The following is a 25,542-nucleotide window of genomic DNA, read 5'->3' as shown; positions in this document are numbered from 1 at the left end:
ACAAGTATAAACGCCTTCCGTCCTTATAAGGACGGTAAGCGTTTAATCGAGAAATATAAATATGGATCAGGCGAAAATTACTATCATATTTTTTAACAAATTACATAATACAATGTTTGACAAGGGTTGAACAGCCTTCATTCTCTGCCTTAGCTACCAAAAATTCTTAGAGACAGCTGTACAAATGTTCTCGACATTTCACTAGCCCAGATTGAGAGCGGCTCAATAGTATACGTCCGCAGCCCAGGAATAAACAGAATCAATAAAAAGAGGAATACAGCCCATTGTTCAAATTGTTGTAGTTTGCCACGGATCGAACGTGGGGCGACATCTTCCACAATCCGATAGCCATCCAGTGGTGGCAGCGGAATAAGATTGAACAGAAACAAAAAGAAGTTCCATTGAATAAAGGTACCAAAGAATAAATATACAGCCTCGAGAACACGATCATTCGAGATATTATCTAGAGCTCCAGTTGCCGCGAGTGCACCGTATATTATAGCACCTATAATCCCTAAGAGCAGGTTACTGATTGGACCCGCAGCCGACACGATAACTCCCATGAGGCGAGGCCGACTAAAGTTATCGCGGTTTACTGGAACCGGACGTGCCCAACCGAAGCCAGCAACGAGCAGCAGCAAAATACCAAAGAAATCGAAATGAACAGCTGGGTTAAGTGTCATGCGACCAAGTAATCTTGCGGTCGGGTCACCGAACTTATTTGCGAAATAAGCATGACTGAATTCATGTACTGTAAAAGCAATTAAAATCGTAATGAGCAGAAAAGGAAGCTGATCTAAGTCTACTCGAATGAAGCTTTGCAATATATCCATCTTTACCTCTTTCCGGCTGTAAATGCCACCCAATCTTCTTCACGGGTTATTTCAATAATTTCAAAGCCAGACTCTTTGAGCGCGTTCGCCACAAGTCCTTCTTTATCTTTATATATACCGGAGGTAATATAGAGGCCCCCAGGCTGAAGCGCACGGTATACATCATCCGTAAACAATACGATGATTTCCGCTAAAATATTCGCAACTACAATTTGTACAGGCAGTGTAACGCCAAGGTTACCTTCAGAGTCTTGCTCAGCAGGAACAGCTCCCTCTAGAGAATGACCTGGTCTAGCAGATGGCCACATTTCTCCAGCCGCCGTGTCAGCCACCCCTTCACCACCTAGCAAGGAGAGAAGATCGCTTTCTTTTACCGTAATGTACTGTTCAAGTTTGTTAAGCGCTACATTCTCTCGCGCACTTTCCACAGCCACCGGATCTAAGTCTAATGCTAATACGGATTTTGCACCGAGCAGCATCGCGCCTACAGCCAGAATTCCAGAACCTGTGCCGACATCGATAACCTCTTCACCGCCGCTGATGTTCTTTTCAAGTGCACGCAGGCACAGAGCTGTTGTAGGGTGAGTCCCTGTACCAAATGCCATGCCAGGGTCGAGCTCAATGATAGCTTCATCTGGACTCTCAGGCGTATATTCCTCCCAGGTTGGTTTAATCGTTAGGCGCTTCGATACTCGGAGCGGTTTGAAATATTGCTTCCAAGCATGAGCCCATTCGTCTTCATCCACAGTCTTCCACGAAATCAGTGCTTTGCCGGGATCAATGCCGAACTCGCGCAATTCTGCTACCCGTGGTGTCAGTTCTTCTATAACAGCATCCATATCCGTGGAATCGGCATAATATCCTTTTATGACCGCTTCCCCTTCTGGGATATCATTCAAAGGTTCGTCGTATAATTCACCGTAACGTGTATCCCGTTCTTTGTTCAGTGTTCCGGATTCCTCGATAGAAACGCCACCAGCACCTGCTTCATAGAGAAAATTCGAAATCATTTCCTGTGCTTCTTCTGTTGTATGTATCGTCACTTCATGCCATAACATCTTTATGTGATCCTCCTAAAAGTTTTGTGAGCGTTCGCTTCATTGATTCACTTCGGCAAAACTTGCTTCGAAAGCATACGCTTAGTTTTGTGAGCGTTCGCTTCATTGATAATCTTCGTTCAAAATTGACCTCGAAAGCATTCGCTTCATAGTATAACATTTCTTCTTGGTGTAACGCCAAACTACTGATCAACGATCTGCGGCTTCCTCTTTACTTCTGCAAAAGCAATTAAGCGAATGATCATCCACCATCCCCGATGCCTGCATAAAAGCATAACAAATCGTAGAGCCGACAAACTTCATTCCTTTCTTCTTTAATGCCTTACTTAACTCATCAGACTGAGGTGTTGAAGCAGGTACCTCTGCGCGAGTCTCCCAATGGTTAATCGTAGGCGTCCCCTGGGCAAAGCTCCAAAGATAATCCGAAAAGCTGCCATGATCCTCGCAAATTTGCAAATATACACTAGCATTCCGAATGATTGAATCTATTTTCAAGCGGTTTCTAATAATACCTGGATCACTCATCAGCTCAGCAATTTTGGCTTCATCATAATGGACAATCTTTGCCGGATCAAATCCGTCAAATACTTCTCTGTAATGCGCTCGCTTTTTTAGGACTGTATACCAGCTTAACCCTGCCTGCATACCTTCGAGCATAAGTAATTCAAACAGCTTTCGGTCATCGTATAGAGGCTTGCCCCATTCTTCATCATGGTAGGCGATATATAAAGGATCCTCGTTGACCCAAGCACAGCGTGTGACTTCCATCCATCTTCTCTCCTTATAATTATTCATAGCGGATTCTTTACGACGTCTACTCACTGTATACGAAAAAAAGGGAAGAACACAAGGTTCATCCCTTAAAAAGTTATTCTATTTTCTATACGCTTACGTATTGCCTAACTCTTATGGCTGGATCTGCACTCTTGTTTCTTTATCCGGATCATCAGTCGTATAGTAGAACATATATATAGAAGCTTCTGTACCTTTAAAATCCTTATACACATCAATGGCCTTGTTGTTTCCATCCCCCGCGAAATTGACGGTTACTGGTTTTCCTAGAATGCGCTCTTTATCCAGCCCGATATGAGTCTGGTTAATTCCACCGAAGCGAGCATCTTCACTTCCAGTTTCTACGTAAAGATCGGATCCCTGCATATAATACGTCCACTTCACCGGATACCCGCTGAGTTGCTGGATAATTGTCTGTTTCTTTTGAGAGATGTTCGTTAATTATTTAATAATAAAGGTAAACCACAACTGTACTTTTATATCTCCTATCGTATAAAAAAAGAGAAGGCAGCAAAACACTGGTTTCTCTTTTTTTATAATATATAATCATTTTCTATCCGAGAATTAGAAATTAAAAACCATCTGCCCCTCAGAAACGTTATACGACTTTTTCCTCTTAGTCACTGGTGTTCTCCCTTCAACAAGGAGCTCCAACTTCCATTCACTAGCTCTCTTAACATTTGATTCAACTGGCTTAGTGGTCAATACTAACAACCACCGGCGGAAATCGATATCGTTTAACTGTACCTTACTAGGATCCCATTGCAGTTCATATGGTTCTAGGAAAGATGTTCTTGAAACAGTTATCCCATCGACCCCTAGATCAATGTTATTGGATACATACTCATTTGTTATTCAAACCGCCCATGCATGTATTCTGGAACGATGGAGTGTGCCCAAGATATTAGCGCTTCTTCCACTGTTGTTCCAAAATACGTAGAGAGAATATGAACTTTTTCAATAATAATGTCTTCTTTAATATCTCAGAGATCACGCCCGCTGTAATATGAACAATCATCAAGAAACGTTCAGCACTCAGAAATTAAAACCACTTTCATTTGTATGCATGACGGGCATTTTATACGGATATTAGTTCCTGTTCGCTCTTATGCACACTATATAATTGGTAGTATGGCCCCTTCTGTGCCATCAATTGATCATGAGAGCCCAATTCCACTATTCTTCCTTCGTTCATGACATAAATAATGTCGGAATCGATGATAGTCGATAAACGGTGTGCAATTACTACGCGCGTGCAGCCGTTGCTCTTAAAATAGTGAGAAACTCTTGCTTCATTTATGGAGTCCAACGAACTAGTTGCTTCATCAAGTATAACAACTTTAGGATCGGAAATGATCGCACGGGCCAGTGCAATTCGCTGCCGCTGCCCGCCAGATAAATTCATGCCCATATCGGATATCACCGTATAGTAGCCCATTGGCATGCTCTCAATTTCATCGCGGATCTGTGCGACCTCTGCTGCTCTCTTTACCGCTTCGATATCTACATCGTCTTTGTTCATTCTTATATTTTCCAGTATTGAATTGTTGAACAAGTTAATATCTTGCGGTACAACCCCCATCTGCCTGCGTAGCTTCTGCTTATTGAATTGCTCCAATTCCAGGTCATCATAATAAATTTTCCCTGCGGTTGGCGTATAGATGCCGAGCAGAATTTTACTGAGCGTGCTCTTACCGGAACCAGAAGGACCCACTATGGCGACTTTCTGTCCGCTTTTTATATGAAGGGACAGATTATGGAGTACCTCTTGCGCATGATTGGTATAGGAGAATGAGACTCCTTCAAGCCGTATGTCCCCCTTTATCTGGTGTTCAACCGGAACGTCCGGATTTTTCTCGATCTTAGCATCCGTAATATCGCGTATCCGGTCCAAGTAAGAAGAGGCGAGTACAAAGTTATTATAAGTTTGGAACAACGATACGCTTGTGGCGAAAAAAGTTCCCGACAAGGCATGGAATGCAATAACCTCCCCCAATGTAATAGCGTGCTGCAAATATTGCTGGATACCTATAAGCAGAATGGCAATCGGTGATATAGTTGACATGACTGCCATAATAGTACTATAGATATTGAGAATATTCCCTTTCTTTCTGTACCGGAACAATACATTTTCAAATTTCTTATTCCATCCGCGGTATACCTGATCCTCAATACCTGCCGTTTTTACGCCAAATATGGAGTACATCGCCTCTACCTGCGCAGATTGGAGCTTAGTATTCTCTACGATTTCATGCTGGTTAGCTTCTACAATATAAGGTCGGGAATATAGAATGTAGATTCCAGTAAGGATCACAATAGCAACTGCTACACCCGTTAAAATTAGTGACTTGTAGGACATATATACCAGGATAAAAGCGATTGCTCCGAAGTCTATAAGCCCTTTAGCCAAATGTTCGGAAAGCAGATCACGAATGGCGTGCAGACTGTTAATACGGAACAGTAAATCACCGAACGAACGTGCTTCAAAAAACTTATAGGGGACGTTCAATAAATGAGAGAACGTTTTCGTAGTCATTATTCGATCCAGGATCACTTGGAGATCAATAAGCTTGCGTCCCCTATAAAAATAAATCGAGCAATAAATGAGGATGGCTGCCAGCATAATGCTAATATATAACCCAAACTTGTCTAATCTCTGTTTCACGACAATTTCGTCGATTAGATACTGCACAAGAATCGGAACTGATAGCGTTACTAAATAAGTTATGAGAGACAAGATTACAATTGTAATAAAAAGTCGTTTATTTTGAAAAACTCCTGGAAAAAAATCAAACCAGACACTTTTCTTTTTTTTTCGTGGGGAAAATCTCTCTGAAGGCTCTGCAGTAAGCACGTACTTTGAATACTGTTCCTCCAATTCTTCCAGCTTAATGCACTTCCGCCCGAAAGAAGGGTCCACGATATAAACCTTGCTCCCATTAATTTTTTCCAATACGACAAAATGATCTTCGTTCCAAAATAAAATTGCAGGAACGTGGACCTGTTGCAGTCCCTTCACGTCAGAGTGATATACATGTGTATTAAAACCTAAATTATTTAGCAGTTGATTCAGCTGGCTGATTTTCAACCCGTCCCGCCCAACATCAAGAAATTCACGCAAATCACTAAGCATTTCGTGGCTCTGATAGTATCTTAAAATCATCGCAACGCAGCATAAACCGCACTCCGTCTGCTGCATTTGCTCTACGTAGGGAACGTGCATTCTCGTTTTTCTACTCACTTCAAACCTCCTCTTTCCGCGCTGCTTCCAGCGCTAAAACGGATGGAATACGGGAATCACTCAGGCGCAGCAGCACGTAACCAATGCCCGACAATCCCAGCATAAACCCGGTGATATCCGTAATACATCCCAAACCGTACCGCGCCCCCCTTCTTGCTATCCGTTGGACAGCTGAGCGTGCCTTTTTACTAACCTCCTGCAATAAATGCTGATCTCCGGTCAGCTGCGCAATGTCTAAGGCAATGTCGATATTCCCGAAGATTCCATGGCATAAGCTGTCATCTAGCCTCTCATCAAAGCCGTCCTTCATTAACTTGTCAATTGCTCGTCTAGCATCCCTATGCAATAGTCCCGTTCGGTTTACATCGCTGATGAACGAAGCCATTCTAGCGCGGGATAGGCCGATGCCCGGTGCCCCATGGCACCAATATATCAAGTCTGAATCATACTCTTTCGGACGCATGCTTCTCCAATTGCCGACTACAGGGTCGTAGTTCTTATTCTCTTCCTCAATCAAGGCGAACGCCAGTTCGGTATAAACTGTCTTATTCACTGACTCTCCTAGCAAAGCCAATGCCCATGCATAACCTGCATAGCCGTGGGATAGTCCGCTTAAACGTCCTGATACATTGACTGACAGCCGACGATAAAGTTCCTCTCCCCAACGGCTTGCCACTGCTAGTAAATCTGAGTTACCGTCTGTGCGGTAGATATTAAGGCATACAATAACAGTCCCCGCCATTCCAGAGACTATATCCAGGGATGCATCCTCCTCTATTTCTATTTCCATAATTCTTTGAATTTGTCTGATGAATTTTGCATAGAGGCTATCGCCGCCCCATAAAACCCATAAAGAGTAATAAAGATATAGCAGGGAGCCGAAGCCGTAATAGGCAGAAGACGATAGCACCAACTGCTCAGGATGATACAGATCTTCCATCCCCTCGTAAGCCGCCTTGGCAAGACGATCGTACTTATCCTCCCCTGATAACTTGGCCAGATAAGCCAGAAATAGAATTATTCCCGATCCCTCGTATAATGTGTAATTAGCAGGACCCAGTGACAATTTACGGTCATCAGCAACCAAAAGCGACAGCCAGGAACACCTCATTCCATCACTGCTAGCCAAACTGTTTGACTCCATCCAGTCCCCGATTTCCTTCGCACAGCCAAGCCAATGATCTAGATCCGTAAATCGAAACTCTCCTCCGTCCGGAAGATCTCCGTTTTTCTTATCATCTCCATGTCCCCAGCTTACATTCTTCAATGTACTTAGGGACATTCGGATATAACTCATCTGACGTTTCATATCTTGCTCATCTAATCTTCTAATACGCATAAGCAACTGATCGGACAAGACGGTATCATAATACTGATCAATCTGGTTTTTTTCCCCGGTCATTAAATCATTAGAATTGAATCCAACTGTAAAATAAGGAACATCGTTGAACATCAAGCTCTGTATTTCATATCCGGTTCGCTCCCTGATTTTGACCTGATTCTTCGGCAAATCGCCATAGAGAAGCGAGAATAACTTCTCCCTGTCCTCCCATTTTCTTAAATAATTCGGGTGATTCCCCGCTTCGATGTACCGCGCATAAATATGGGTGGGCCTTAGCACTTGGCGGTACTTCCCCTGAAAGAGGAGACCCTTGCCGATTAGCTGGATCAGCTCCTCCTTATATTCCTCTATCACGCAATAGGCACCCGCAAACCCGGCTTGGATATATAGGCTATATTGGCTTGGATCTATTTTTCCGCCTTCGTATAGCACCCGATTCCGGTTCTCCTCTGTTACGACGAACTGTTTAACAAGTCGGATATCATCAGTCCCAACATTCATCAGCCTATAGGTTTCCAAATAGGAGGAGGTCTCCCCTCCACCGCCGTGCAAACCGCTTAGATCAATATCAAATGTGGATAAACCAAATTTTTGAGGCAGCAGCATCGTGCCTAGGACGGAATTGTCCACTGATTTCAGGAAGTCGGTCAGAAAGGATTCCGCCAGCGGTATCGGATTTTGCTGAGTGAGCAAGGTTTCCAAATCGATCATTCTCGGGAATTCTCCGTCGCTGACCAGATTTTCCAAATGTATGTCTCCACATTTCAGCATATACATCAAAGCAAGGTGAACACCAATCCGATAATAGTATCGCTCCACTTCTTTCAGGCTTGTGCAAGCCCGCTGCTCAACATATTCCTGCCATCCATATTCTCCAGCATCAATAGCATTCGTATTCGCAACTTCCATGGCCAGTTTCTTCTTCCTATTTAACCAGTCCAGTACTTGATTATAGGAGCTCTCGGGCATCAGCGTATGCGGCTTATATACGACCCTTCGTTCCATGTCTCCGAGAGAAAAAATAACGACCGATTTCCCTCCGTTATGGGTATCCCCCGTATTTAGGAGAATATCATTTACTGTATCGAAGGAGAGTAACATCCGTTCTGCCAATGCTGTGTAGTCCTGCTCCAGTCGTTGAAACGCTTCTTGAAGCAGTTCCAGTTTAGAATTGAGCAGTGATTGAATTAAATACGCCATTACCGGATAACGCTGTAACAGATCTCTATGAAATTCATAATTTAAAAATTGGTTATCATACCATTGGTACCTAGACTCCGCATCTTCTCCTTGCAAATCCCCGCTGATCTTCTGCTCATGAAATTCCGAAATGAGTACTTTAATGGAGATAAACATCAAATCATTTTTTAGCGCGATCAGCACGCTGGATATAATTGTTGCCGTACGCAGTTCAAAAGGAGCCGTTATTGCGAACTGCTCCAGAAATGTTTCCACTCGGTTTTCAAAGCTGCTTAGATATGGAGTATAGAAGAAATCAAATATTCCACTCTTATTAGTAGTTTGAGCAACAGTATACTTTCCTGGCTCTCTGAATAATTTAGCGTCTAATAATGATTCTGCGAATATAACTTTTGTTTGAATGGTCATATTTTAAACGCTCCTTCTCTTTGCTTAATGACAATCGCAAATTTCACAGCAAAATTTCCGGTGAGAGACTTGCGTTTGTAATTAAAGATGCTGTAAATCCCCTTGAACTTTAAATCAAGGGGATTTGTAGTCTTTAAAATCCATCTAATAGTGCGATTTCAATCTATTACTTACCGCATTGGGAAGTGCATTTGGTTGTTGGGCATAATGCAACCGTAACTGCAACTATTCCTCCAAATATTGCACATCCCCATGACGTACCTCCCGCAGGATCTTGTACATCGGAAAGCGCACTTAATTCCATTTCTTCAATGAATCCGGTTGGATCTTGATTGAGTTTAAACATGATAGCGTCTTTTTTCATTTCTTCACCCCCTTTCAGGCAGCTATGTTTATGGGTGTTAACGCAAGTCGCGCTTGTTGAGGAACAATAGACCCAACACAAGAAAGAGAACTCCGCCTCCGCTCATACTAATAAATTCTGAGATGTTAAGTGTATGGAACTGAATGACTTCACTTGCCGTGTTGAACGAAATATAAGGCAATACCCCGCGGAATCCCTCTAATTTCTGCGCAACCATTTTGAGCAAAGATGACATTAACCAGAAGGCAACCAGACAGACAATGAGAGTATTGGCCATACTAAAACTAAACACTGTCACCAGAAGGCCGAAACTCCCAACGCAGAACGTATATAGCAAGTAAGCCAAACAAATCCTACCAAGCTCTGACCACGTCGAAAACCAGTCAATTTCTTGCGGCATAATGTAACTCGTGATCAAACCAATTAAACAACTGACAATCGCCAGCGTAAGGCTTAGATAGAGAAGGCTGAGTAATTTGGATACCATCACCTTCGTCCTAGACAGGCCTCTGGTGAACAACGGGATTGTCGTTTTAAACTTAAAATCATCTCCCAGTGACTTGGCAGTATAAATAAAAATTACCAGTTCTGATATATTGGAAAAAAAAGAATATACGTGCCTCATCTGAAAAGATTCTGGGAAATGAATAGCCTGATAGGCACCGCCCACAGAGAAAATCGTAGCTAGCATAATACCGATGTATACACCCGGCCGCATCATAATCTTCATATACTCCAGCCAAGATAGCTTCATAGCTTTACTCAATGTGATTCTCCTCTACCAAACTAAGAAATTGTTGCTCCAAGGTTTGGCTTACTTCATAAAATGCAGTAAGCTGGATATCATGCTTGCCGATCTCTTGAATAATTCCGGTAATCCTCTCTTTATCCAATTTGAGTACAACCCGGTCTATTCTGACCTCTAGGACAACGAATTTGCGATCCTTAAGGAATACAGCAAGCCGGTCTGGTTCGCCAGTCTCCATCGTGTACAGGATCTCCCTTCCCGCCATCTTCTCCTCTTGCAGGTGAATGGTCTGAAGCAGTTGCCCCTTCTGAATAATTTCTGCCCTGTCACATAATTTTTCTATCTCGTCAAGTAAATGGCTGGAGATGAGAATTGAGATGTCCCATTCCTTGGCTAACTTGTGAAGGTATTCACGAATTTCATAAATCCCTTCCGGATCAAGTCCGTTGGTCGGCTCGTCTAACACCAGAAACTCCGGTTTTTGCAATAATGCCAGAGCAATACCTAACCGCTGCTTCATACCCATCGAATAATGCTTAACTTTCTTATTGATTGCTTTGTCCAGTCCCATCAATGATACGACTTCGTGAAGTACCACTTCTGATACGGTGCCTGTTATATCAGCAAAAAATCTCAGATTGCGATACCCGGTCATATAAGGATAGAATCCGGGCTCCTCAATCACGCAGCCGATATGACGTGTTGCACTTGATGTGGTTTGAATATTTTTTCCCTGAATAAGGACATCGCCCTCAAACTGCCGCGTTAAGCCGACAATGATTCGCATTAGCGTCGTCTTGCCGGCCCCATTGGGCCCAACAAGTCCGACTATTTCTCCCGCTGCTATGGAAAATGATAAATTTTGAATCACTTGCGTGCCGCCATAACGCTTGCTGATATTCTCAATTCTGCAAACTTCCTTAATTAGCATGAATACCCTCTTCCTCGATTAGTCAGACTATTAGTCAAACCAAAGTAAATTTGGCACATTATCCGGCGCATATTGTTTAAGAAGCGAATATCCAAAACCAGCGATACCGATAAGAGGGCTCATCGATTCCGTTCCGCGGAATATTCCTTTATTCCACCTAGTGGCTAATACTTGCTCGAACAACTCTTGAAACGTATACAAGCAACGGTTCCCCAATTCAACGTTTTGCATTGTTTGCGCGGCATATTGTAGGATCTGGAGGTTTCCCAGATCACCATGACATAAAGAGGGATTATATCCAAATCCTCTTGCTATGGTCGTATTTATGCCGATATTAATTTCTTCGTCGATCCTTTTATCCTGGTAGCCGGCTTTCTTCATAAGCAGCCTTCCGAGCAGAATACCTGGTGCACCATGGCACCAGCCATAGGATAACCGTTCTTTGGATTCGGTTGAGTACCAGTTGCCATGCTCGGCGGTGTATAGAGAACGTTCATATGCAAGCGTCTGGTGTATCGTCTGTTCGATTCTCTTGTCTCCGGTTATCGCCAGCAGTCTGCTAAGATAAGCTGCAATACCCGCGTTGCCATGGGAATATCCTGTGGAGGGCACGGTCACCTTGGATTCCCAAACGATTCCTTCCTCCCCTCTGGATACACTATGACCCCGCAGATGCTCATAATGGGCAACGGCCAACGATAAGAGCTCATTTCGATAGGGCTCATTCCCTTTCGCTTGCTCGTACAGGGAAAGTATTACGCCTAAACTGCCGGCCGCTCCTCCAATGACGTCATAAACCGTATCATTCGGAATCAGTTCACCAAGTTTATGCATATGTTTGCATACGAATGCTCCTAATTGCAGCTGAGGATACAACCGGTCTAGATGTATCAGGGTGTAGAATGTACCGCTAATGCCGTTATAGGCTCCCACCAAATAGGGATGTCCGGGCTTCAAATGTTCAATTTCATGCATAGGGGAACGCATAGCTTCAAGCGCTGCTTTTGCGTATTCGGATTTACCGGTGATTGCACCTAACTGTGCCAGAAATAGGGAAATTCCGCTATTTCCGCTATACAGGTCATCTCCAACAGGAGCAAACGACCAGTAAATTTCATCCCGTCCCTCCAGCACCGTGCTAATCCATGTTCGGTCCACTTTCCCATTCAGACGGCCGATAATGCTATGCTCTATCACATAATTACCGATGTCCTCTGCCAGCTTTAGCCATTTTTCCGGCTGAAGCAGACGAGTCACATTAACCGGACTGAATTTAATATTTGTAATTTCCTTCTGTGTATCATTTGATTTCGCCAAAAAAGAAATATCAATAAAATGCAGCTGCCTGTGCAAGTCGGTCTCGCTAAAGTCATAAATCTTATTGGTTACGTCAGAAAGGGGAGAGTTGGCAAATAGACCGGCCATCTCGCGTCCGTAGGAATCGTACAGAACGTTCCCTTCGATTGCCGCGTTAAAGTATGGTATATCGCCCATCCGCATATCTTCAATTTCAGAAGCGACAACTTGTCCATGCTCACTAGAATCCTGAATACCAATCCGATGCAGTAACACGTCGCGGTGAATCTGATCACGAAGAAAATCGGGATGAAAGCTCGTTCTAAGTAGTTGGCCGTACATGCTCGTCGGACGAAGGATGCAGCGGATTTTTTTGTCTGCAAACAAGTCTCTGCACTTATTAGAAATTACATTCTTATTAGCCATTATCCAGCGATATACTGTTTCAAAGCCTCGTTTAATCTCATCGATATAATCATCTGCCTTATGAATCTGACCGCCAAGCCGGGGATTATTAATCTGTGGCTTAAGTAGCCCAAGCTCCTTTTCAATTTTCATCTCATCGGAATTTTGATTTTTTATGACAAAGTATTTAAACGGTGCAACTTGGTCGACCTCTGCTCCCATCCCGCTGATATCCATACTAATATCCGCATTATCAACGCGATTAATAATCTGTTGGGGTAAAAGTCCGATGGCATAAACAGAGCTATGGATGATTTTTTGAGCAATCTGCATTGAATTCGAGTGATAGTCATGTTTGACATCCATACGGGGATGGAATATCGACTCCAGGTCAATAGGAACTGGGTACGGGCCACTCGCAATCAAGTTTTCGTGATGGAAATCGTTCGCATTCAATGCATGAAACACTCCCAGGTACTGTCCCATCCTTCTGTAGAACTCGGCAATTTCCTCTTGGTTGGCGCATTCCTGGTATTCAATAAACTCAACCCAACCGTGCTCTACCCCCAAATGCATCTTCATTATCTTAAAATCCAGACATTTCGGTAACTTTTGTTTCTCCATCCACTTTAGTAAATGCTGGAATGCATCCTCGACTTCCAGGCAACGTGGCTTATACACAAGGTTTGTCCCGGATTGGAACTCCATAATGGCGACGCTTTTGCCTCCTCTATGCGAATCACCTGCATCGGCTGTTAGCCTGCTTAGTTTACCAATATCGCAACCCTGACAAAACAGTGCCGATAACTTATCTTTCTCTTGTTCTGTTTCTTTGATAATGTTCAGAAGGAATGTGAAATAATTGTCTATGCGAACGGACAGTAGTTCGATCAATCCGGGGTATTCTCTGTATAAGGAACGCAGATAGTTTGAATCTTTCAACAGCCACTTAAAAAAATGCAAAAGTCGAGCTTCGGGAGTATCCCCCTCAAGTACTTTGTTCATTCTCGCAATGTTGAGTTCGAGAATTAACGTTCGTTGTGCGATGCCTAACAATGAGCCAATAATCGTTCGCAGTGAGGACTCCAGTAGAACATGCGGGTCCTGTACCAGCCCAATTTCTTGTATGCCATCATAGAATGAAGAGGCATACAAATTAATCACCGGCTCTAAGAAATAAAGAAACGGGTACTCCTCTTCCAGCCTTCCATAAATATTTGATATAGATGGGCTAGGGACAACCCGGAAAAACTCATCAAACCGGCCTGCTTGCTTATCTTCTTGTGATTTTGCCAGAGCCTTCTCAAGGTCTCCAAATCCAGTCCCGCGTACTCGCTGCAATATGTCCTGCAGTCCTTCTCTACCATCTACCTCCGGGAAAAGCGTCAACCAATACGCGATGACATCATCAAATTGTATAATTTCGGATGTATCTGTCATGTTCATGTTCTATGCCTCCGGCTAAACATTAGCGTTATTCTATATTTATTATTTAAGAGATTAATGGGAATAGTGACTGCTTTGAAGACAGCCACCATCCGATTTTCTTAGTTACAAGAGGGCATACACTCTTTGGTTAATGTGCAGACATAGCCATGATTGCCGAGATATTTGCTTGCGACAAAGTAAACAATATCGCAGCCAATAGAAGCGACCGAGATCGTTCCCCCCGCTTGCAGGCTCATTTCCTGCTCGCCGATTTCTTCCAGAACGCTACCTGCTGGATTATACATGTTTGAAGCAATTTTGTTTTGAAGTACCGGGTTTCTCAATAATGTGGAATATTTCATTCTTGAATCCTCCTAATAGGTATATTTAAGAGTACGCTTACACTCCAAAAACATTAGACCATTATTTGCTATCAATGGTAATATCATCAACCTTACTAATTTGTAATTCAACTTTCACAGCTGGGATATCAGCTTAACCCCTTAAGGACGTATACTTCACTTGTTTGGTATTATGGAAGTGTCGAGCAACCATGCCAACAAGAAAAGTGCGTACCTTTATTTACAACAACACTCCCTGTCTGACCAATCTCGCTAGGCTCCGCGAATCGTACACACCACCTGCGGTTTGCCCGTGAAGCTATATTTGTCCGAAACTTGAATAAAAAATGGGAATGGCTTACGATTTTGAGTACAGATGTCACACTGGATGCTGCTGAAATCGCACATCGACCTCTCCATCTTACTCATTTCGAGACTCAGTCACTTTCAGGTCTACTATCTAGCTGTCTTCGCTTAACAATTGAAATTACTTTCAGCCGCCCCAGACTCGATATTGTGGCTTGGTTTTAACCTTACCAAGCAGGATTTCCACTGCTAAACTTCACAACCTAAGCTTGGTCGCACCAAAAGTTGAGTTAATAATAAATAAGGGAGGCCACTTAACACTGTGGTCTCCCTTTCTCATATTTTTTTAGTAATTAAAATGCGACTGTGGGTTTACGGGTTTCGATCGCATTCCAAGTGAGGTTTCGTATACGCGGCTAATCCAAAAGCTTCAGAAATCACAAGTCTTTCCACAATCGCAGGAAGATTTAGTGCAACAATCGATTCAAGTAGGATTTATCGATGTCTCCGTGATCGCGAAGGATGCCACTCATGTTGATGCTTGAGATCGTCAACCGAAAAAGAAAAAGACGATACGGAGTAACTGGCAAATGAACTTTCAAAGAAAAAACGTGGCCATAAATTCAAAGGATAACGAGAACAATGGTTAAAGGAACAACTAGAACTAGCAGAGAATCGCCCATAATTCGAAAAGAAGGTAGAAGCACTATTGCCTTACCCGTATGACGAGTTAATGAAAGAACTTCCATTAACTCGCAACTGGGGTGTAAAGAAGAACTCAGAAAGCAAAAATGTGTTCTGGTATGGCTTTATGACACATCTTCTGGTTGATTGCAGGAGCCATTACATCCTTACGGCGTTGCGGATTGGGTCAAGGTAGAGTCGAGAATGTTTGGGATGGCTACTATCATGTCTGCTGTTGCACCCGCACTAGTAACAGCCACTGCCGCAGTTATCAGCATAGTTGCTACAGTTGTTGCTAGATATTTAGTAGGTTCTTCATTCTAAATTAGTAAGGAGACATTTATCTTCAGATGAATGTCTCCTTACTTTTAATAGTCTCAAATAGACCACTATATAACATATTTATTCATATTAGTAAATATTCAGCGGTGGATATTTACTAATATTGTTATAAAGACCAAAATTATATTTGTAACACTTGATGAAGCGCCAGAAAATGCGAGGACTTATTCGGTAGTGCAGTTAACTGAGCTTCACTCGGAGCAGTTTTAGGATCAGTTGCTCCGGGAGTAGGATCGCTTGGTGGAGCAGTAAGCGGTGGTTGTACGATTTTGTAGCGGGTTGGAATGATCAAAAACCGTGTCAGTAACTCTACTCTTTAGCTCCGGTTACGGCTCAAAAAGGAATCGTCGATGATGAACACTCGTATACGCGTAGATGAACTTAGCGTTCGAAACCCTGCACAATCTACTGCAAAAAGCTTCGCTAAGCAAAAAATCTTGATTCAGAAAGCGATAGATAACATCTTTGTCGGGGAAGATCCACTCGACGGTCTTTCCAGAAGACGAAACCAATTCTTCCCTATGAAGAAATCACTAGATACGAATGACTAAAGGATTTAGAAATGCCCCGTTTCGTAGGGCTTTCCCCATGTGGAGAGCGGCAAAAATTTTCGAAAATCGAGATTGGACGAACAGGGAATGTTGTTGTAAATAGAGTTACGCACTTTTCTTGTGATTTGCTTAATATTTTCATAGAACCAACAAGCGAGGTGTTTTATTATACATAAAATGAGATTTTTTTCTTATTGTTGAGAGGTTTACTTTCAATTATCAATGTGGCCAATGGGAGAACAAGTATATATCGTTTATACAATTACTTTCCGCTAAAGTTCTTTCCCTCTTGCTAAGCAACGATTATTCACCGAGACTAACTTCGCATCAGGCTTTCATGGCACGCTGGATACAAGCCTATCATTGAATGGAGGGTTATAATAATTTCATGGTACATACGATTACGCTAGATCACCCATCGATTATTGTTCATATTACAAACCAGCTAAACTTTAACATATTGGGTAGCTATGTTAAGTTGTTAAATAACAAGACCTTCCTATCGCTCAACGAAACTCGGTTGTTGTATTTTTTCTGTACGAATCCTAACCGACGTATTCTTACCTGCAACATAATAGCCTATATGCAAAACTACTCTAATTCCTACTTCACAGAGCAGAACATTTATGTTTATATAAATCGTTTGCGGAAAAAGATTGAGCCTTGTTCGACTCCGGAAATTCTTATTAACATGAGACCTGGTTATATGTTGAATGCCCAACCCTATATACTAGATGATGATGAAAGCGAACTACCATTAGCGTTGTTATAGTAAATAAATACTGATATCACTCATTACTGAACACCGCGTCTATCGTCACCAATAATTTTAACTAAACGGAGGTGAATTATGGACTTTCGTACGCTCTTAGCTGTGTTAATCGTTTTGACCGTATGTATCACGCTTGCAATCAATTCTTCCCGTAAGAAAAAATAACTTATGGTTTAAGTAACTCAATCTAAAAATTAACGGTTGAACTTTTCAAGGCGGCAAACGGAGTCGATTACATTCGATTAAAATGCGAACTTTGAGCACGCATGATTACGTATGAAATAGTTTCGATGCTTGAAAGCCTTGATACGATTATGCTGTCATTCTAAGGTTGCGTTCGTTCAACGACAACGAGAAAGGTAGTTCAAGATCTCATACTGCCCAATCTACGCTGTAGCGGAGAGTAGATAAGTAGGATTTTCAGCTGAGCCTTAATCTTTTCAGGCAGGTTGTCAACAGGTAGATTCAGCAGTCGGTGATGACTTTTTAAGATAACCCTAGCGCTGGTGGACAGGATATGCTGAACCGACTTGCGAACCTACTGATCACTTTCAATGACATAACCGTTAACATGGAATCGATCCGCAATAAGGATATCACACTCGGAACGCATTCGCTGATCCACGTGTGATGTACCAGCGCCAAGTTCATCATAACCGCTTTAGGGGTAAGCATTAGGATGCCTGGTGAGCATTGCGCGCTTGTCTTCGAGCTTAAAGCCAGTAGGTCCAGTATCACCCCGAGCTTACTTCTCTAATCGCTTCACAGGTCTGATTTTCAGCTCCTCACCGATCTTCGTACAACGAGATAGTCATTTCTCGATGCACGTCGGAGTTTAGGGGAGGATTACCGACCTTTAATCCTCAACAGGTACTTCCACTGCCTATTCAGATATAGAGTTAGCCTTTGCAATGAAAGACCCTAAGTTTTATTGCGCATTTCTGCGCAGATTGTCCTTGAACAACGCGCACCGACACTCTTCATATCACCCATATAAAGCGTAGTTCGCACATTCTCGAAGTTCGAGATACTTCTCTTCATTTGGCTCAATCCCAAAGGTTACCGCTTCAGAGCCTTCTGTCATGACATTCAATACATTTCCACTGCCAGCACAAAAGTCAGCAAAAGAAAATGCGGATTTCGGAAATTGAAGAAGAATACGAATACACAGCATATCCTGATCTTTAGTCTCAAAATTGCCTATCCTCACTTTGTTATGAATAACCTGATCAAAATATCTTTCATCTGATTCACTGACATCTATTTGACGCATAACTAATTTGTTATGCGTCTCAGGCTGCAGTATATGTACCCCATTAACCTCAGTATCCTATTCTTAAACAAGTAATAATGAAGCTCCATGTTAAAAAAAAATTTCAATATTTATCATATTTTCATAGAGTTTTTCTTCATACATACGTGATTAAGAATTAGTAGATATATCCCATGAAAAATAATGATCTGCACAACAATTGACGAGATCTTCACGAGTCTTCTCATGAATTTTTAGCAGTTGATTTAATACAAAAATTCGTTGAATATTATCTTCAGCAAACGTGAACAATTGCCTTTTGTATTAATCTATTTGATTTTGTAGTTTCCGCGTTATTACAAATAAACTCAGTAAATTGATGCAGCTTATAAACGTCTTCTTTAATTCATCGCTAAGCACCTCAACGGGTTTCTCATCTCTATTATCCCCACCTCTCATTAATTAAAACGCTCTAAGAGAAAACTACCTAAATAAATACTTGAATGAACCCGAATAAAGGACACCCATCGGGTGCCCTTTATTCGAGTCACTTCTTAAATACATAGCCTAAACTTCTATTCTAGATTATTTCCGGTAAGTACTCATTAAGCTCTATCGGTTTCTTATTTTTCATAAAAATACTAATAGAAACAGAATACCTTTTTCGAGGGTTTCCTCCAATGATAAGTAATATGGGTTCTGGACAGTTCATTGACTTATTATTAGAAATTGAGTTCATTTGCTTGGAATCAATTATGCTCATTTTACTTGATGCAAAAGGATGAAAATGCCACTCCCCCACATAATAGGCCTTGTCTAACTTCCATAAGGCATTAAGCCAATCTTTGAGACCTTGCACTCCTCTATAAAATCTAGTTCTTGTTTGTTTGGAATCGATAGGGGCAGGGCTGCTCTTTATTATAACAGCCCTATTCAACGCATCATCATAGTAGCCAGCCAGAATACCACCTGTTTCTAATTCTCCGCTTAAGGTACATTGAGCTAACATAAATGTTAATACATCGTCACTAAAATCAACCTCAAGATTGCCTTCAATATCTCTGTATCTATGAACAAGCATTAAAACACCTCTCGTTGCTTTAGTAAAACACCTGCGGATAATCCATCTATATGTTGTTGTTCATAAACAGCAAAGATGTTGGGACCAAATGGTTTAAGCCACCATACCTCGATTTCTTTTATTGCTAGACCTGCCATCATCCAAATGTCATCTGCGCGAGCAGGGAATAAAGGATGATAACATCCTATACCATCCCTGGGTAAGATGATGTCTTTATTCTCTTCTCGCTCCAATTCAATCCACGGCTTGAGAAAGTTGTAGAAAGACTGGCGAGGAAAGGGATGCTTATTGGACAAAAAGATAAACATTCTTTTTGCTCCGAATCCTAGTGACACTGAAACAAATCTTTTCGGAAGCGTCCAGTCAAAGGCATATAAATGGTCTATAACTGCATCGCTACCTGTAGTATCTATAATGATATCTTGATTCTCCAATACCTCTACTTCATCGTCGCTCAAATTGGGAAAAGCACTATTGATGGCTGCAGACCAAGTGTGCACATTATTGTAATTGATTCTATATGATAATGCTTCAGCCTTTTTCATGGATAAGTGATTAATACCAAGCGTATGTCGCGATAAATTACCAACTTTTAAAATATCTTTGTCACAAACAATTATTTTAGTAATACCTATACGAGAAAGTAGTTCCCCGATGGCTGAGCCAAGAGCACCCGCACCGATTAAAAATACACTATCATGATGTATTTTTTCATTTATACTTCCTCGGCTAAGCACAGATTCTTTACTCCAGTTCTCTGTACGAACATACCTTAAGCTCTTATCTGGATGTAACAGATTTATGCGATCTCGTTGAAAATAGAAGTCATTGCTCTTCTGAATCCGGTAATCTTGTTTACCTTTTTGGCTAACTTCCCAATTTCTATACTTATCCAATGAACAATTACATTCTCCTCTCCGACTAATAGAGGAATTTGAAATCCAAGCAATAGGTAATTGTGTTGTTCCTGTTCTCTGAAGATATGCATGTGCCTGTATATTTCTCGCCATAAGTCAAAATGATGTTTCTTACAAATAGCTTCTAATTCCTTTATTGTTTTAGGATAATACCAAGGTTCCAATATAGGCTGAAATGGAAATAGCACCCATAGCCCATTATGATGTTTAGATTCTACACCAGCTCGGACAAGTTTTCCCCACTCATATTCATGTATTACATTCGACTTATTATCGAAAAACGCAGACACGAATAAAGTATTTTGATATTCTGATACTTCTTTAAGGGATACCCATCCAGATCTGTTTCTCATTCCATTCCAATAACTAATATTCTTTTGCTCTTCAGCAAAAACGATTAGCAACTCAGTACTAAAGTGTACGTGTGGTAATTCGAAAAAATCTCCTGGTCTTGCTAACGAATGATTTGAGGCATTGAGTAGCCAATTTTTTAATCGCTCTACATGCCACGAAATACGTTGATCTGCATCCATCTGTTCTTCAGTATCTGATAATAATTCAAGTAAACCGTTATCCCAATCAGTACAAATCTTACCTAATCGCCAAGGAATTTCATTTACTTCTTTATTCTCATTCATGTGCTGATAGGTTTGAGTAATACTATTTACTTTGTCGGGATATACACCAATAGATCCTCTCGGATAAAGAGGATCTATTAACATATACCAATTCGTAGTGTGGGGGATAGATTGTCCATCTACCCCTGATACATTTATACTAAACTGGAGAATCCAATTCTTAAAATTTCCATGCCAATAAAGGTCTTGGAGTTGCTGATATCCTTCAACAGTTTCTAATTGGGTACACCCGATTAATATACTTTCAGGTATTGAAGGATTATCCAAACCGTCCACCCACAATATCAGAGCTATTTGGGTTTTCTCTTTTTGAAAAGACTAGAGAACTACTCTGGTTATTAGTTGTTGTAGCCTCAGATGTCGGAAATTTTGAACCAAAGAGTTTATTCCATTCTTCTGCACTTTCTTTAACAGTGGTGGCATCTGAAGCTTTTCTAGCAATTTCTGCAGCTTTTTTAACCAGCTCATAAAACTCTTCGTATTCTTCCTCAGTAACTCTGCCCATTACATCATGTTCCGGTACGCCGTGATCTGACATAACCGGCTTCGTTGAATAGTTATTCACTATGGCCTCCAAAACCTCAGTTACACCTTGACCAACGCTTTGTATTCCATCTGGGCAACATAAACCAATGAGATGCTCTATGAACTGCACCCCGTCAAGTAGACAATACAATAAATAAAAGTAGTTTAAGCGGTCTTAGTCCTAAATTCAATGGGACTGAGGCCGTTTAGTTTTGCCTGTAACCGTTCGTTATTGTAAAAGTGAATGTAGCTATCAATATCTGTTTGGAGTTCTTCAAAGGTCTGGTAGGTATGTAAGTAGAACTTCTCACATTTCAATGTTCCCCAGAAGGATTCCATCGGCCCATTGTCAATGCAACAGCCCACTCGGGACATGCTTTGCTTCAGTTGTGCATCGTCCAGCATCTTCTTGAAATTCAGAGAGGTATACTGGAAACCACGGTCACTATGGAGTAAGGATCGGCTCTCCGGCGCTGCCTGCAAAGCTAATTCCAGCGTGTTAAAAACTAGCGAATTATTATTGGAATGGCCCAGAACGTAAGCAACAATGGACTTGTCATACAGATCTTTTATTGCACTTAAATACGCCTTCTTGCCGTTGCCGTATTTGAATTCTGTTACATCCGTTACCCATTTTTGGTTTGGAGCTTCCGCCTCAAAGTTACGGTTCAGCACATTCTCTGCGACCTGCTGAGGCGTAGAGCCTATGTACTTCTTTCTCTTTCTGCGGATGACAGACTGGATGCCCTGGAGTCTCATAAGGCGGTACACTCGCTTAGCATTAATAGATTTGTCCATTTGTCTGCGCAAATGTAGGGTCAATTGACGATACCCAAAGGTCCGTTCCACCTTCTCATACAAGAGGAGCATAGCCTCTGTCAGTTTCTTGTTGTCGGTTTCTCGGGAACTGGGTTCACGATTCAACCATTTGTAGTAGCTTGACCGCGAAATCCCAGCGATATCACACAAAAGCTGAATGGAGCAAGACTCCTCTTGCTGAACAGCCTGAATCGCCAGGTAGATGTCCTCCTGACGAACGTGACTTAACGTCTCCTCCTTTCGAGTTCCTCTAACTTTTTTAGAAAAGCATTCTCCGCACGCAGGCGTGCATTCTCGTATTCCAGCTTTTGCATCGCGAGTTTGTGGCGATCTGCTTCGGTAAGTTCTTCAGGCGCTTTGGTGCGTCCTCTGCCGTCTCGTAACGCCTCTTCACCACCTGCTTCGTACTTCTTTACCCAGCTATATACTTGTTGGTAAGAAACGTGAAAATGGGTTGCTGTCTTCGTATAGTCTTGTCCATTTGAAAGACAGTACAGCACGATATCCATCCGCTCCTGCCAAGTGGTTGCGCGTCCTTTGGTCATAGCTCTAGTTCCTCCTAAATTAGCAGTTAAGCTGTTGCTATGACCATTATACTTCTTAATCCAATTGGCAAGTTGGGTTGTGCTTGCAATCTTATACTTGTAGATGATTTGGCTTTGCGACAATTTCTCCTCGAGATAATCCCTAACTGCTTGGAGTTTGAGCTCTGGCGAATACTTTTGATTGTGGGATCGCACCTCCAGGCCTTCGTAACCGTACAATTGATAACGTCTTCGCCACTTCACTACAGATGTTTTGGATAAGTCGTATTTTCGAGCCGCAGCTTTTAAACTAATTTGGCCGCATTCAATTTCTTGGAGAATCGTTAATTTTTCAAGTGCCGTAAACTTTTTTGTTCCATAAAAATGCTCCCCATACAGCAACAGGTTTTTATTATTTCGCCTGTCTACTATATGGGGAGCATATCACTAGTGGATATCCTTTTGGATGTTTTGGCACATTGTTTATTCTTCTCCACCACTTTAGAGCCTTAACTACGTTGACGTAATGCCGGTTACATGATTTATTTTTTTCTTGTGTCCATTTAATTTGTGCTAGAGGATCTGTTTGTTTCCATTCCTCAGCGTCCCTATCCGGAATCCAAAGAGGAACTGTTTTCCACTCTGGTTCATTAGCATTCGAATAAGTTTTAAAAATTGAGCTTGCTTCTACTGTTTCACTCAGAACTTCCCATGATCCCTTTAATGACCATGTTTCAATATCTTCTAGTGCAAGCATATCGGTAACACTATTTGACTCCAAAATACCTTCCTCACTCTCGGAGGGTGCAGCTGTTATGACTACATCTAAGTCTACATAACTTAAAGATATTCCAATAGAACGACCTTGAATTTGATATTTTCCTGCGTAATGTTTTTCCATAAATGGTTTTAATACATTGATAGCATCTTCTGGATTACTATATTCTTCCATACTTAATTTAGTCACCACAATTACAGCTACATCCGAACGACTATCTCCCTTTGGACGAACAGCTGTAGATCTCCGATAACTTCCTTGCAGGAACGTACTTACAATAATTTTAGACATATCTTCGTCTTCATTTAATCTTTTTCTTAACGTAGTATGTCCTTTGATTAAATCATTGACTTGATTTTCAGTTAATCGAATTTCTTTAAGAAATCTGGAAAAATAAGTAGGAATATTCATAATAACACCTCCGAGACTGGTAGCATAAGTGAAGGGGAATATGATCCATCCCCAGTGAAGTTATGTTCGTATAAAATGATCTCAGGGATATTTGCAGCCTGTTGAGCAAGAAAGAAAACAAAACCACCTGGAGCAGCAATGAAAAAATGAACCTTACCTTTTCTCTGTTTCGGATTACGTCTATCTAAAGTCCGGATTACCTGTTCTGCTAATAACCAAGCATGTGTACCATCTTGAATTGCCTTAGTCCCTTCTGACGGTAAGTAAAAATGATAAGACGATTTTAGCGTTAATTTATTCTCATCAATGTACCACTCAACATGAGATTTAACATTCCGAGTTATGCTGATAGCAACAACTGTATCACCTTCAATCAGAGAGTTATCTGTGTACTGCTCATTGAACATTGGATAAGTTGGTGTTATTTCACGATGTATGTCCGGAATCCAAGCAATCAATCCATCTCCACGCTGAATAGGAAACGCCTTGACACCTGATTTTGGATTAAGAATTAAACCTGCAGCAAATGTTATAGAAAGATGTGTATTGAATTGAATGAGATATGCATTACCCGCAGAAAAGATTTGTTTTGAGAACTCTACTAATCTACCGTAAATATCCCCATTCCAACTTTTATCTGATTTAAGCAATCGTCCATCGAAATGTTCACTAAGACATAACAGATGGTTTGTTTCTTCCTCCAGAGTTTCCGTATACGAAAGAAAACTGCGAATTCCTACAGGGACATCATCTTTATATAATAGCGGTTGGCCTGTATACAATCGTTCTGTACGACAAAGCCTCAAAAGAGAATCTTTATTAAAGCGCTTACTGCCCTTACTTGCACAACTTACTATCAAATCATTAAACTCCTTGTACTACATTCATGCTTTCACTAAGAACTAAATCAAAATCACCATACATTGGGAAACCATTATTTGATTTATAATTCTGTCCATAGTACGAAGTGAAATTTGATAATGAATCACCGAGCTTATTGTTATTTGACTTTAACAAATCTCCCAATGATTTTTGTTTTACGTCTTGTTTTGAAGCAGGACTTCTAACAGACTCTGTTTGGTTACTTGTATTGTCGGATTCTTGTATTCTGGAATCATCAATAATTCCCGTAGTTTCTGTTACGTTCTCACTCGAATCCTTTGCGATTTTGGATGCAACTTCTTTTTGAGGATCAGAATCGATATTTACGATTTTCCCGAGTATAACTAAAAATAAAATTGTGATCCAGAACCATTTTTTTGTGTAAATAGGTTTTTTCTTTCTGAACATTTAAGTAATATCACCTTTCAAAAGTTCATGTAAATGAACGTAAGTGTCGTATGTTCAATCATACACGATATTTATCTACTCTTGAAAAATAATACGTGTCAATAAAACATCATTTTAGAATAATCTACTCAATAACGTAACGAACGTCAGAAGAAAGTAAAGGATTAGTCAGATTTTGTACCAATCAGATTTACAAAATAAGTATTAACTAGCCCCAATAATAAAGAAAGCGGCAGCCTTGGACGAGAAAATAAAGTCCTAGACT

Annotated in this window: 23 protein-coding genes; 2 read left to right on the top strand and 21 right to left on the bottom strand. The window is 41.3% G+C overall.

The genetic code is table 11. The annotated features are described in order from the left end of the window. Positions 1 to 149 precede the first annotated feature (149 nt). The 11 genes from NSS67_RS09960 to NSS67_RS09910 form a co-directional block, all read right to left on the bottom strand. Positions 150 to 833: a site-2 protease family protein gene (locus NSS67_RS09960; protein ID WP_339319391.1), complete on the bottom strand. Its 684-nt coding sequence runs from the start codon at positions 831 to 833 to the stop codon at positions 150 to 152. Between the two features lie 2 nt (positions 834 to 835). Beyond that, complete coding sequence (gene prmA / locus NSS67_RS09955; protein WP_339319390.1) at positions 836 to 1,891, bottom strand: 50S ribosomal protein L11 methyltransferase; 1,056 nt, start codon at positions 1,889 to 1,891, stop codon at positions 836 to 838. Positions 1,892 to 2,080: 189 nt separating this feature from the next. Next, the gene (locus NSS67_RS09950; RefSeq protein WP_339320558.1) at positions 2,081 to 2,659 is read right to left on the bottom strand and encodes a DNA-3-methyladenine glycosylase I; all 579 of its coding nucleotides are present in this window, start codon (positions 2,657 to 2,659) and stop codon (positions 2,081 to 2,083) included. Positions 2,660 to 2,797: 138 nt separating this feature from the next. Next, positions 2,798 to 3,067 (bottom strand): hypothetical protein, encoded by a 270-nt coding sequence (locus tag NSS67_RS09945; RefSeq protein WP_339319389.1) that lies wholly within the window; start codon positions 3,065 to 3,067, stop codon positions 2,798 to 2,800. Positions 3,068 to 3,761: 694 nt separating this feature from the next. Continuing rightward, a complete protein-coding gene (locus tag NSS67_RS09940) occupies positions 3,762 to 5,924 on the bottom strand; it encodes a peptidase domain-containing ABC transporter (RefSeq protein WP_339319388.1) in 2,163 nt (720 codons plus the stop codon). A gap of 1 nt (position 5,925) precedes the next feature. Further along, on the bottom strand, positions 5,926 to 8,874 hold the full coding sequence (locus NSS67_RS09935) for a type 2 lanthipeptide synthetase LanM family protein (protein ID WP_339319387.1): 2,949 nt from the start codon (positions 8,872 to 8,874) through the stop codon (positions 5,926 to 5,928). 166 nt (positions 8,875 to 9,040) lie between these two features. Next, positions 9,041 to 9,238 (bottom strand): class II lanthipeptide, LchA2/BrtA2 family, encoded by a 198-nt coding sequence (locus NSS67_RS09930; RefSeq protein WP_339319386.1) that lies wholly within the window; start codon positions 9,236 to 9,238, stop codon positions 9,041 to 9,043. A gap of 37 nt (positions 9,239 to 9,275) precedes the next feature. Beyond that, on the bottom strand, positions 9,276 to 10,004 hold the full coding sequence (locus tag NSS67_RS09925; protein WP_339319385.1) for a hypothetical protein: 729 nt from the start codon (positions 10,002 to 10,004) through the stop codon (positions 9,276 to 9,278). Beyond that, positions 9,997 to 10,917: an ABC transporter ATP-binding protein gene (locus NSS67_RS09920; protein WP_339319384.1), complete on the bottom strand. Its 921-nt coding sequence runs from the start codon at positions 10,915 to 10,917 to the stop codon at positions 9,997 to 9,999. The genes NSS67_RS09925 and NSS67_RS09920 overlap by 8 nt, the downstream gene beginning before the upstream one ends. A gap of 30 nt (positions 10,918 to 10,947) precedes the next feature. After that, positions 10,948 to 14,064, bottom strand: a complete 3,117-nt coding sequence (locus NSS67_RS09915) for a type 2 lanthipeptide synthetase LanM family protein (RefSeq protein ID WP_339319383.1) — start codon at positions 14,062 to 14,064, stop codon at positions 10,948 to 10,950. Positions 14,065 to 14,165: 101 nt separating this feature from the next. After that, on the bottom strand, positions 14,166 to 14,408 hold the full coding sequence (locus tag NSS67_RS09910) for a plantaricin C family lantibiotic (protein WP_339319382.1): 243 nt from the start codon (positions 14,406 to 14,408) through the stop codon (positions 14,166 to 14,168). A 315-nt stretch (positions 14,409 to 14,723) separates the two neighbouring features. Between NSS67_RS09910 and NSS67_RS09905 the strand changes: the two genes are divergently transcribed. Then, entirely contained in the window at positions 14,724 to 14,918 is a 195-nt protein-coding gene (locus NSS67_RS09905; protein ID WP_339319381.1) for a hypothetical protein, read from the top strand. Between the two features lie 1,151 nt (positions 14,919 to 16,069). Further along, positions 16,070 to 16,270 (top strand): hypothetical protein, encoded by a 201-nt coding sequence (locus tag NSS67_RS09900; protein ID WP_339319380.1) that lies wholly within the window; start codon positions 16,070 to 16,072, stop codon positions 16,268 to 16,270. 1,757 nt (positions 16,271 to 18,027) lie between these two features. On the opposite strand, the gene NSS67_RS09895 is transcribed toward NSS67_RS09900, so the two are convergent. The 10 genes from NSS67_RS09895 to NSS67_RS09850 all read right to left on the bottom strand — a co-directional run bounded on the left by NSS67_RS09895 (position 18,028) and on the right by NSS67_RS09850 (position 25,277). Next, entirely contained in the window at positions 18,028 to 18,315 is a 288-nt protein-coding gene (locus tag NSS67_RS09895; RefSeq protein WP_339319379.1) for a hypothetical protein, read from the bottom strand. 559 nt (positions 18,316 to 18,874) lie between these two features. Beyond that, positions 18,875 to 19,375 carry a hypothetical protein gene (locus tag NSS67_RS09890; protein ID WP_339319378.1) on the bottom strand — a complete coding sequence of 167 codons (501 nt, stop codon included), beginning with the start codon at positions 19,373 to 19,375 and terminating at the stop codon, positions 18,875 to 18,877. After that, complete coding sequence (locus NSS67_RS09885; RefSeq protein WP_339319377.1) at positions 19,375 to 20,112, bottom strand: ThiF family adenylyltransferase; 738 nt, start codon at positions 20,110 to 20,112, stop codon at positions 19,375 to 19,377. The genes NSS67_RS09890 and NSS67_RS09885 overlap by 1 nt, the downstream gene beginning before the upstream one ends. Positions 20,113 to 20,174: 62 nt before the next feature. Continuing rightward, positions 20,175 to 21,197, bottom strand: coding sequence for a hypothetical protein (locus NSS67_RS09880; protein ID WP_339319376.1), 1,023 nt, complete (start codon positions 21,195 to 21,197; stop codon positions 20,175 to 20,177). Next, positions 21,190 to 21,495: a hypothetical protein gene (locus NSS67_RS09875; protein WP_339319375.1), complete on the bottom strand. Its 306-nt coding sequence runs from the start codon at positions 21,493 to 21,495 to the stop codon at positions 21,190 to 21,192. Before NSS67_RS09875 ends, NSS67_RS09880 begins: the two co-directional genes overlap by 8 nt. A gap of 125 nt (positions 21,496 to 21,620) precedes the next feature. Beyond that, positions 21,621 to 22,433, bottom strand: a complete 813-nt coding sequence (locus NSS67_RS09870) for an IS3 family transposase (RefSeq protein WP_339320557.1) — start codon at positions 22,431 to 22,433, stop codon at positions 21,621 to 21,623. A 65-nt stretch (positions 22,434 to 22,498) separates the two neighbouring features. Then, positions 22,499 to 23,200: a helix-turn-helix domain-containing protein gene (locus tag NSS67_RS09865; RefSeq protein ID WP_339319374.1), complete on the bottom strand. Its 702-nt coding sequence runs from the start codon at positions 23,198 to 23,200 to the stop codon at positions 22,499 to 22,501. Between the two features lie 10 nt (positions 23,201 to 23,210). Next, the gene (locus NSS67_RS09860) at positions 23,211 to 23,987 is read right to left on the bottom strand and encodes a hypothetical protein (protein ID WP_339319373.1); all 777 of its coding nucleotides are present in this window, start codon (positions 23,985 to 23,987) and stop codon (positions 23,211 to 23,213) included. Next, complete coding sequence (locus NSS67_RS09855; protein WP_339319372.1) at positions 23,984 to 24,847, bottom strand: SAVED domain-containing protein; 864 nt, start codon at positions 24,845 to 24,847, stop codon at positions 23,984 to 23,986. The genes NSS67_RS09860 and NSS67_RS09855 overlap by 4 nt, the downstream gene beginning before the upstream one ends. A 4-nt stretch (positions 24,848 to 24,851) precedes the next feature. Further along, complete coding sequence (locus tag NSS67_RS09850) at positions 24,852 to 25,277, bottom strand: hypothetical protein (protein WP_339319371.1); 426 nt, start codon at positions 25,275 to 25,277, stop codon at positions 24,852 to 24,854. Positions 25,278 to 25,542: the final 265 nt, after the last annotated feature.

Origin of the sequence: Paenibacillus sp. FSL R10-2734, from assembly GCF_037963865.1 — a bacterium.
In the GTDB taxonomy this organism is placed as follows: domain Bacteria; phylum Bacillota; class Bacilli; order Paenibacillales; family Paenibacillaceae; genus Paenibacillus_AQ.
The sequence above is the reverse complement of the archived record's forward strand: the minus strand, read 5'-3'. Positions and strand labels throughout refer to the sequence as shown.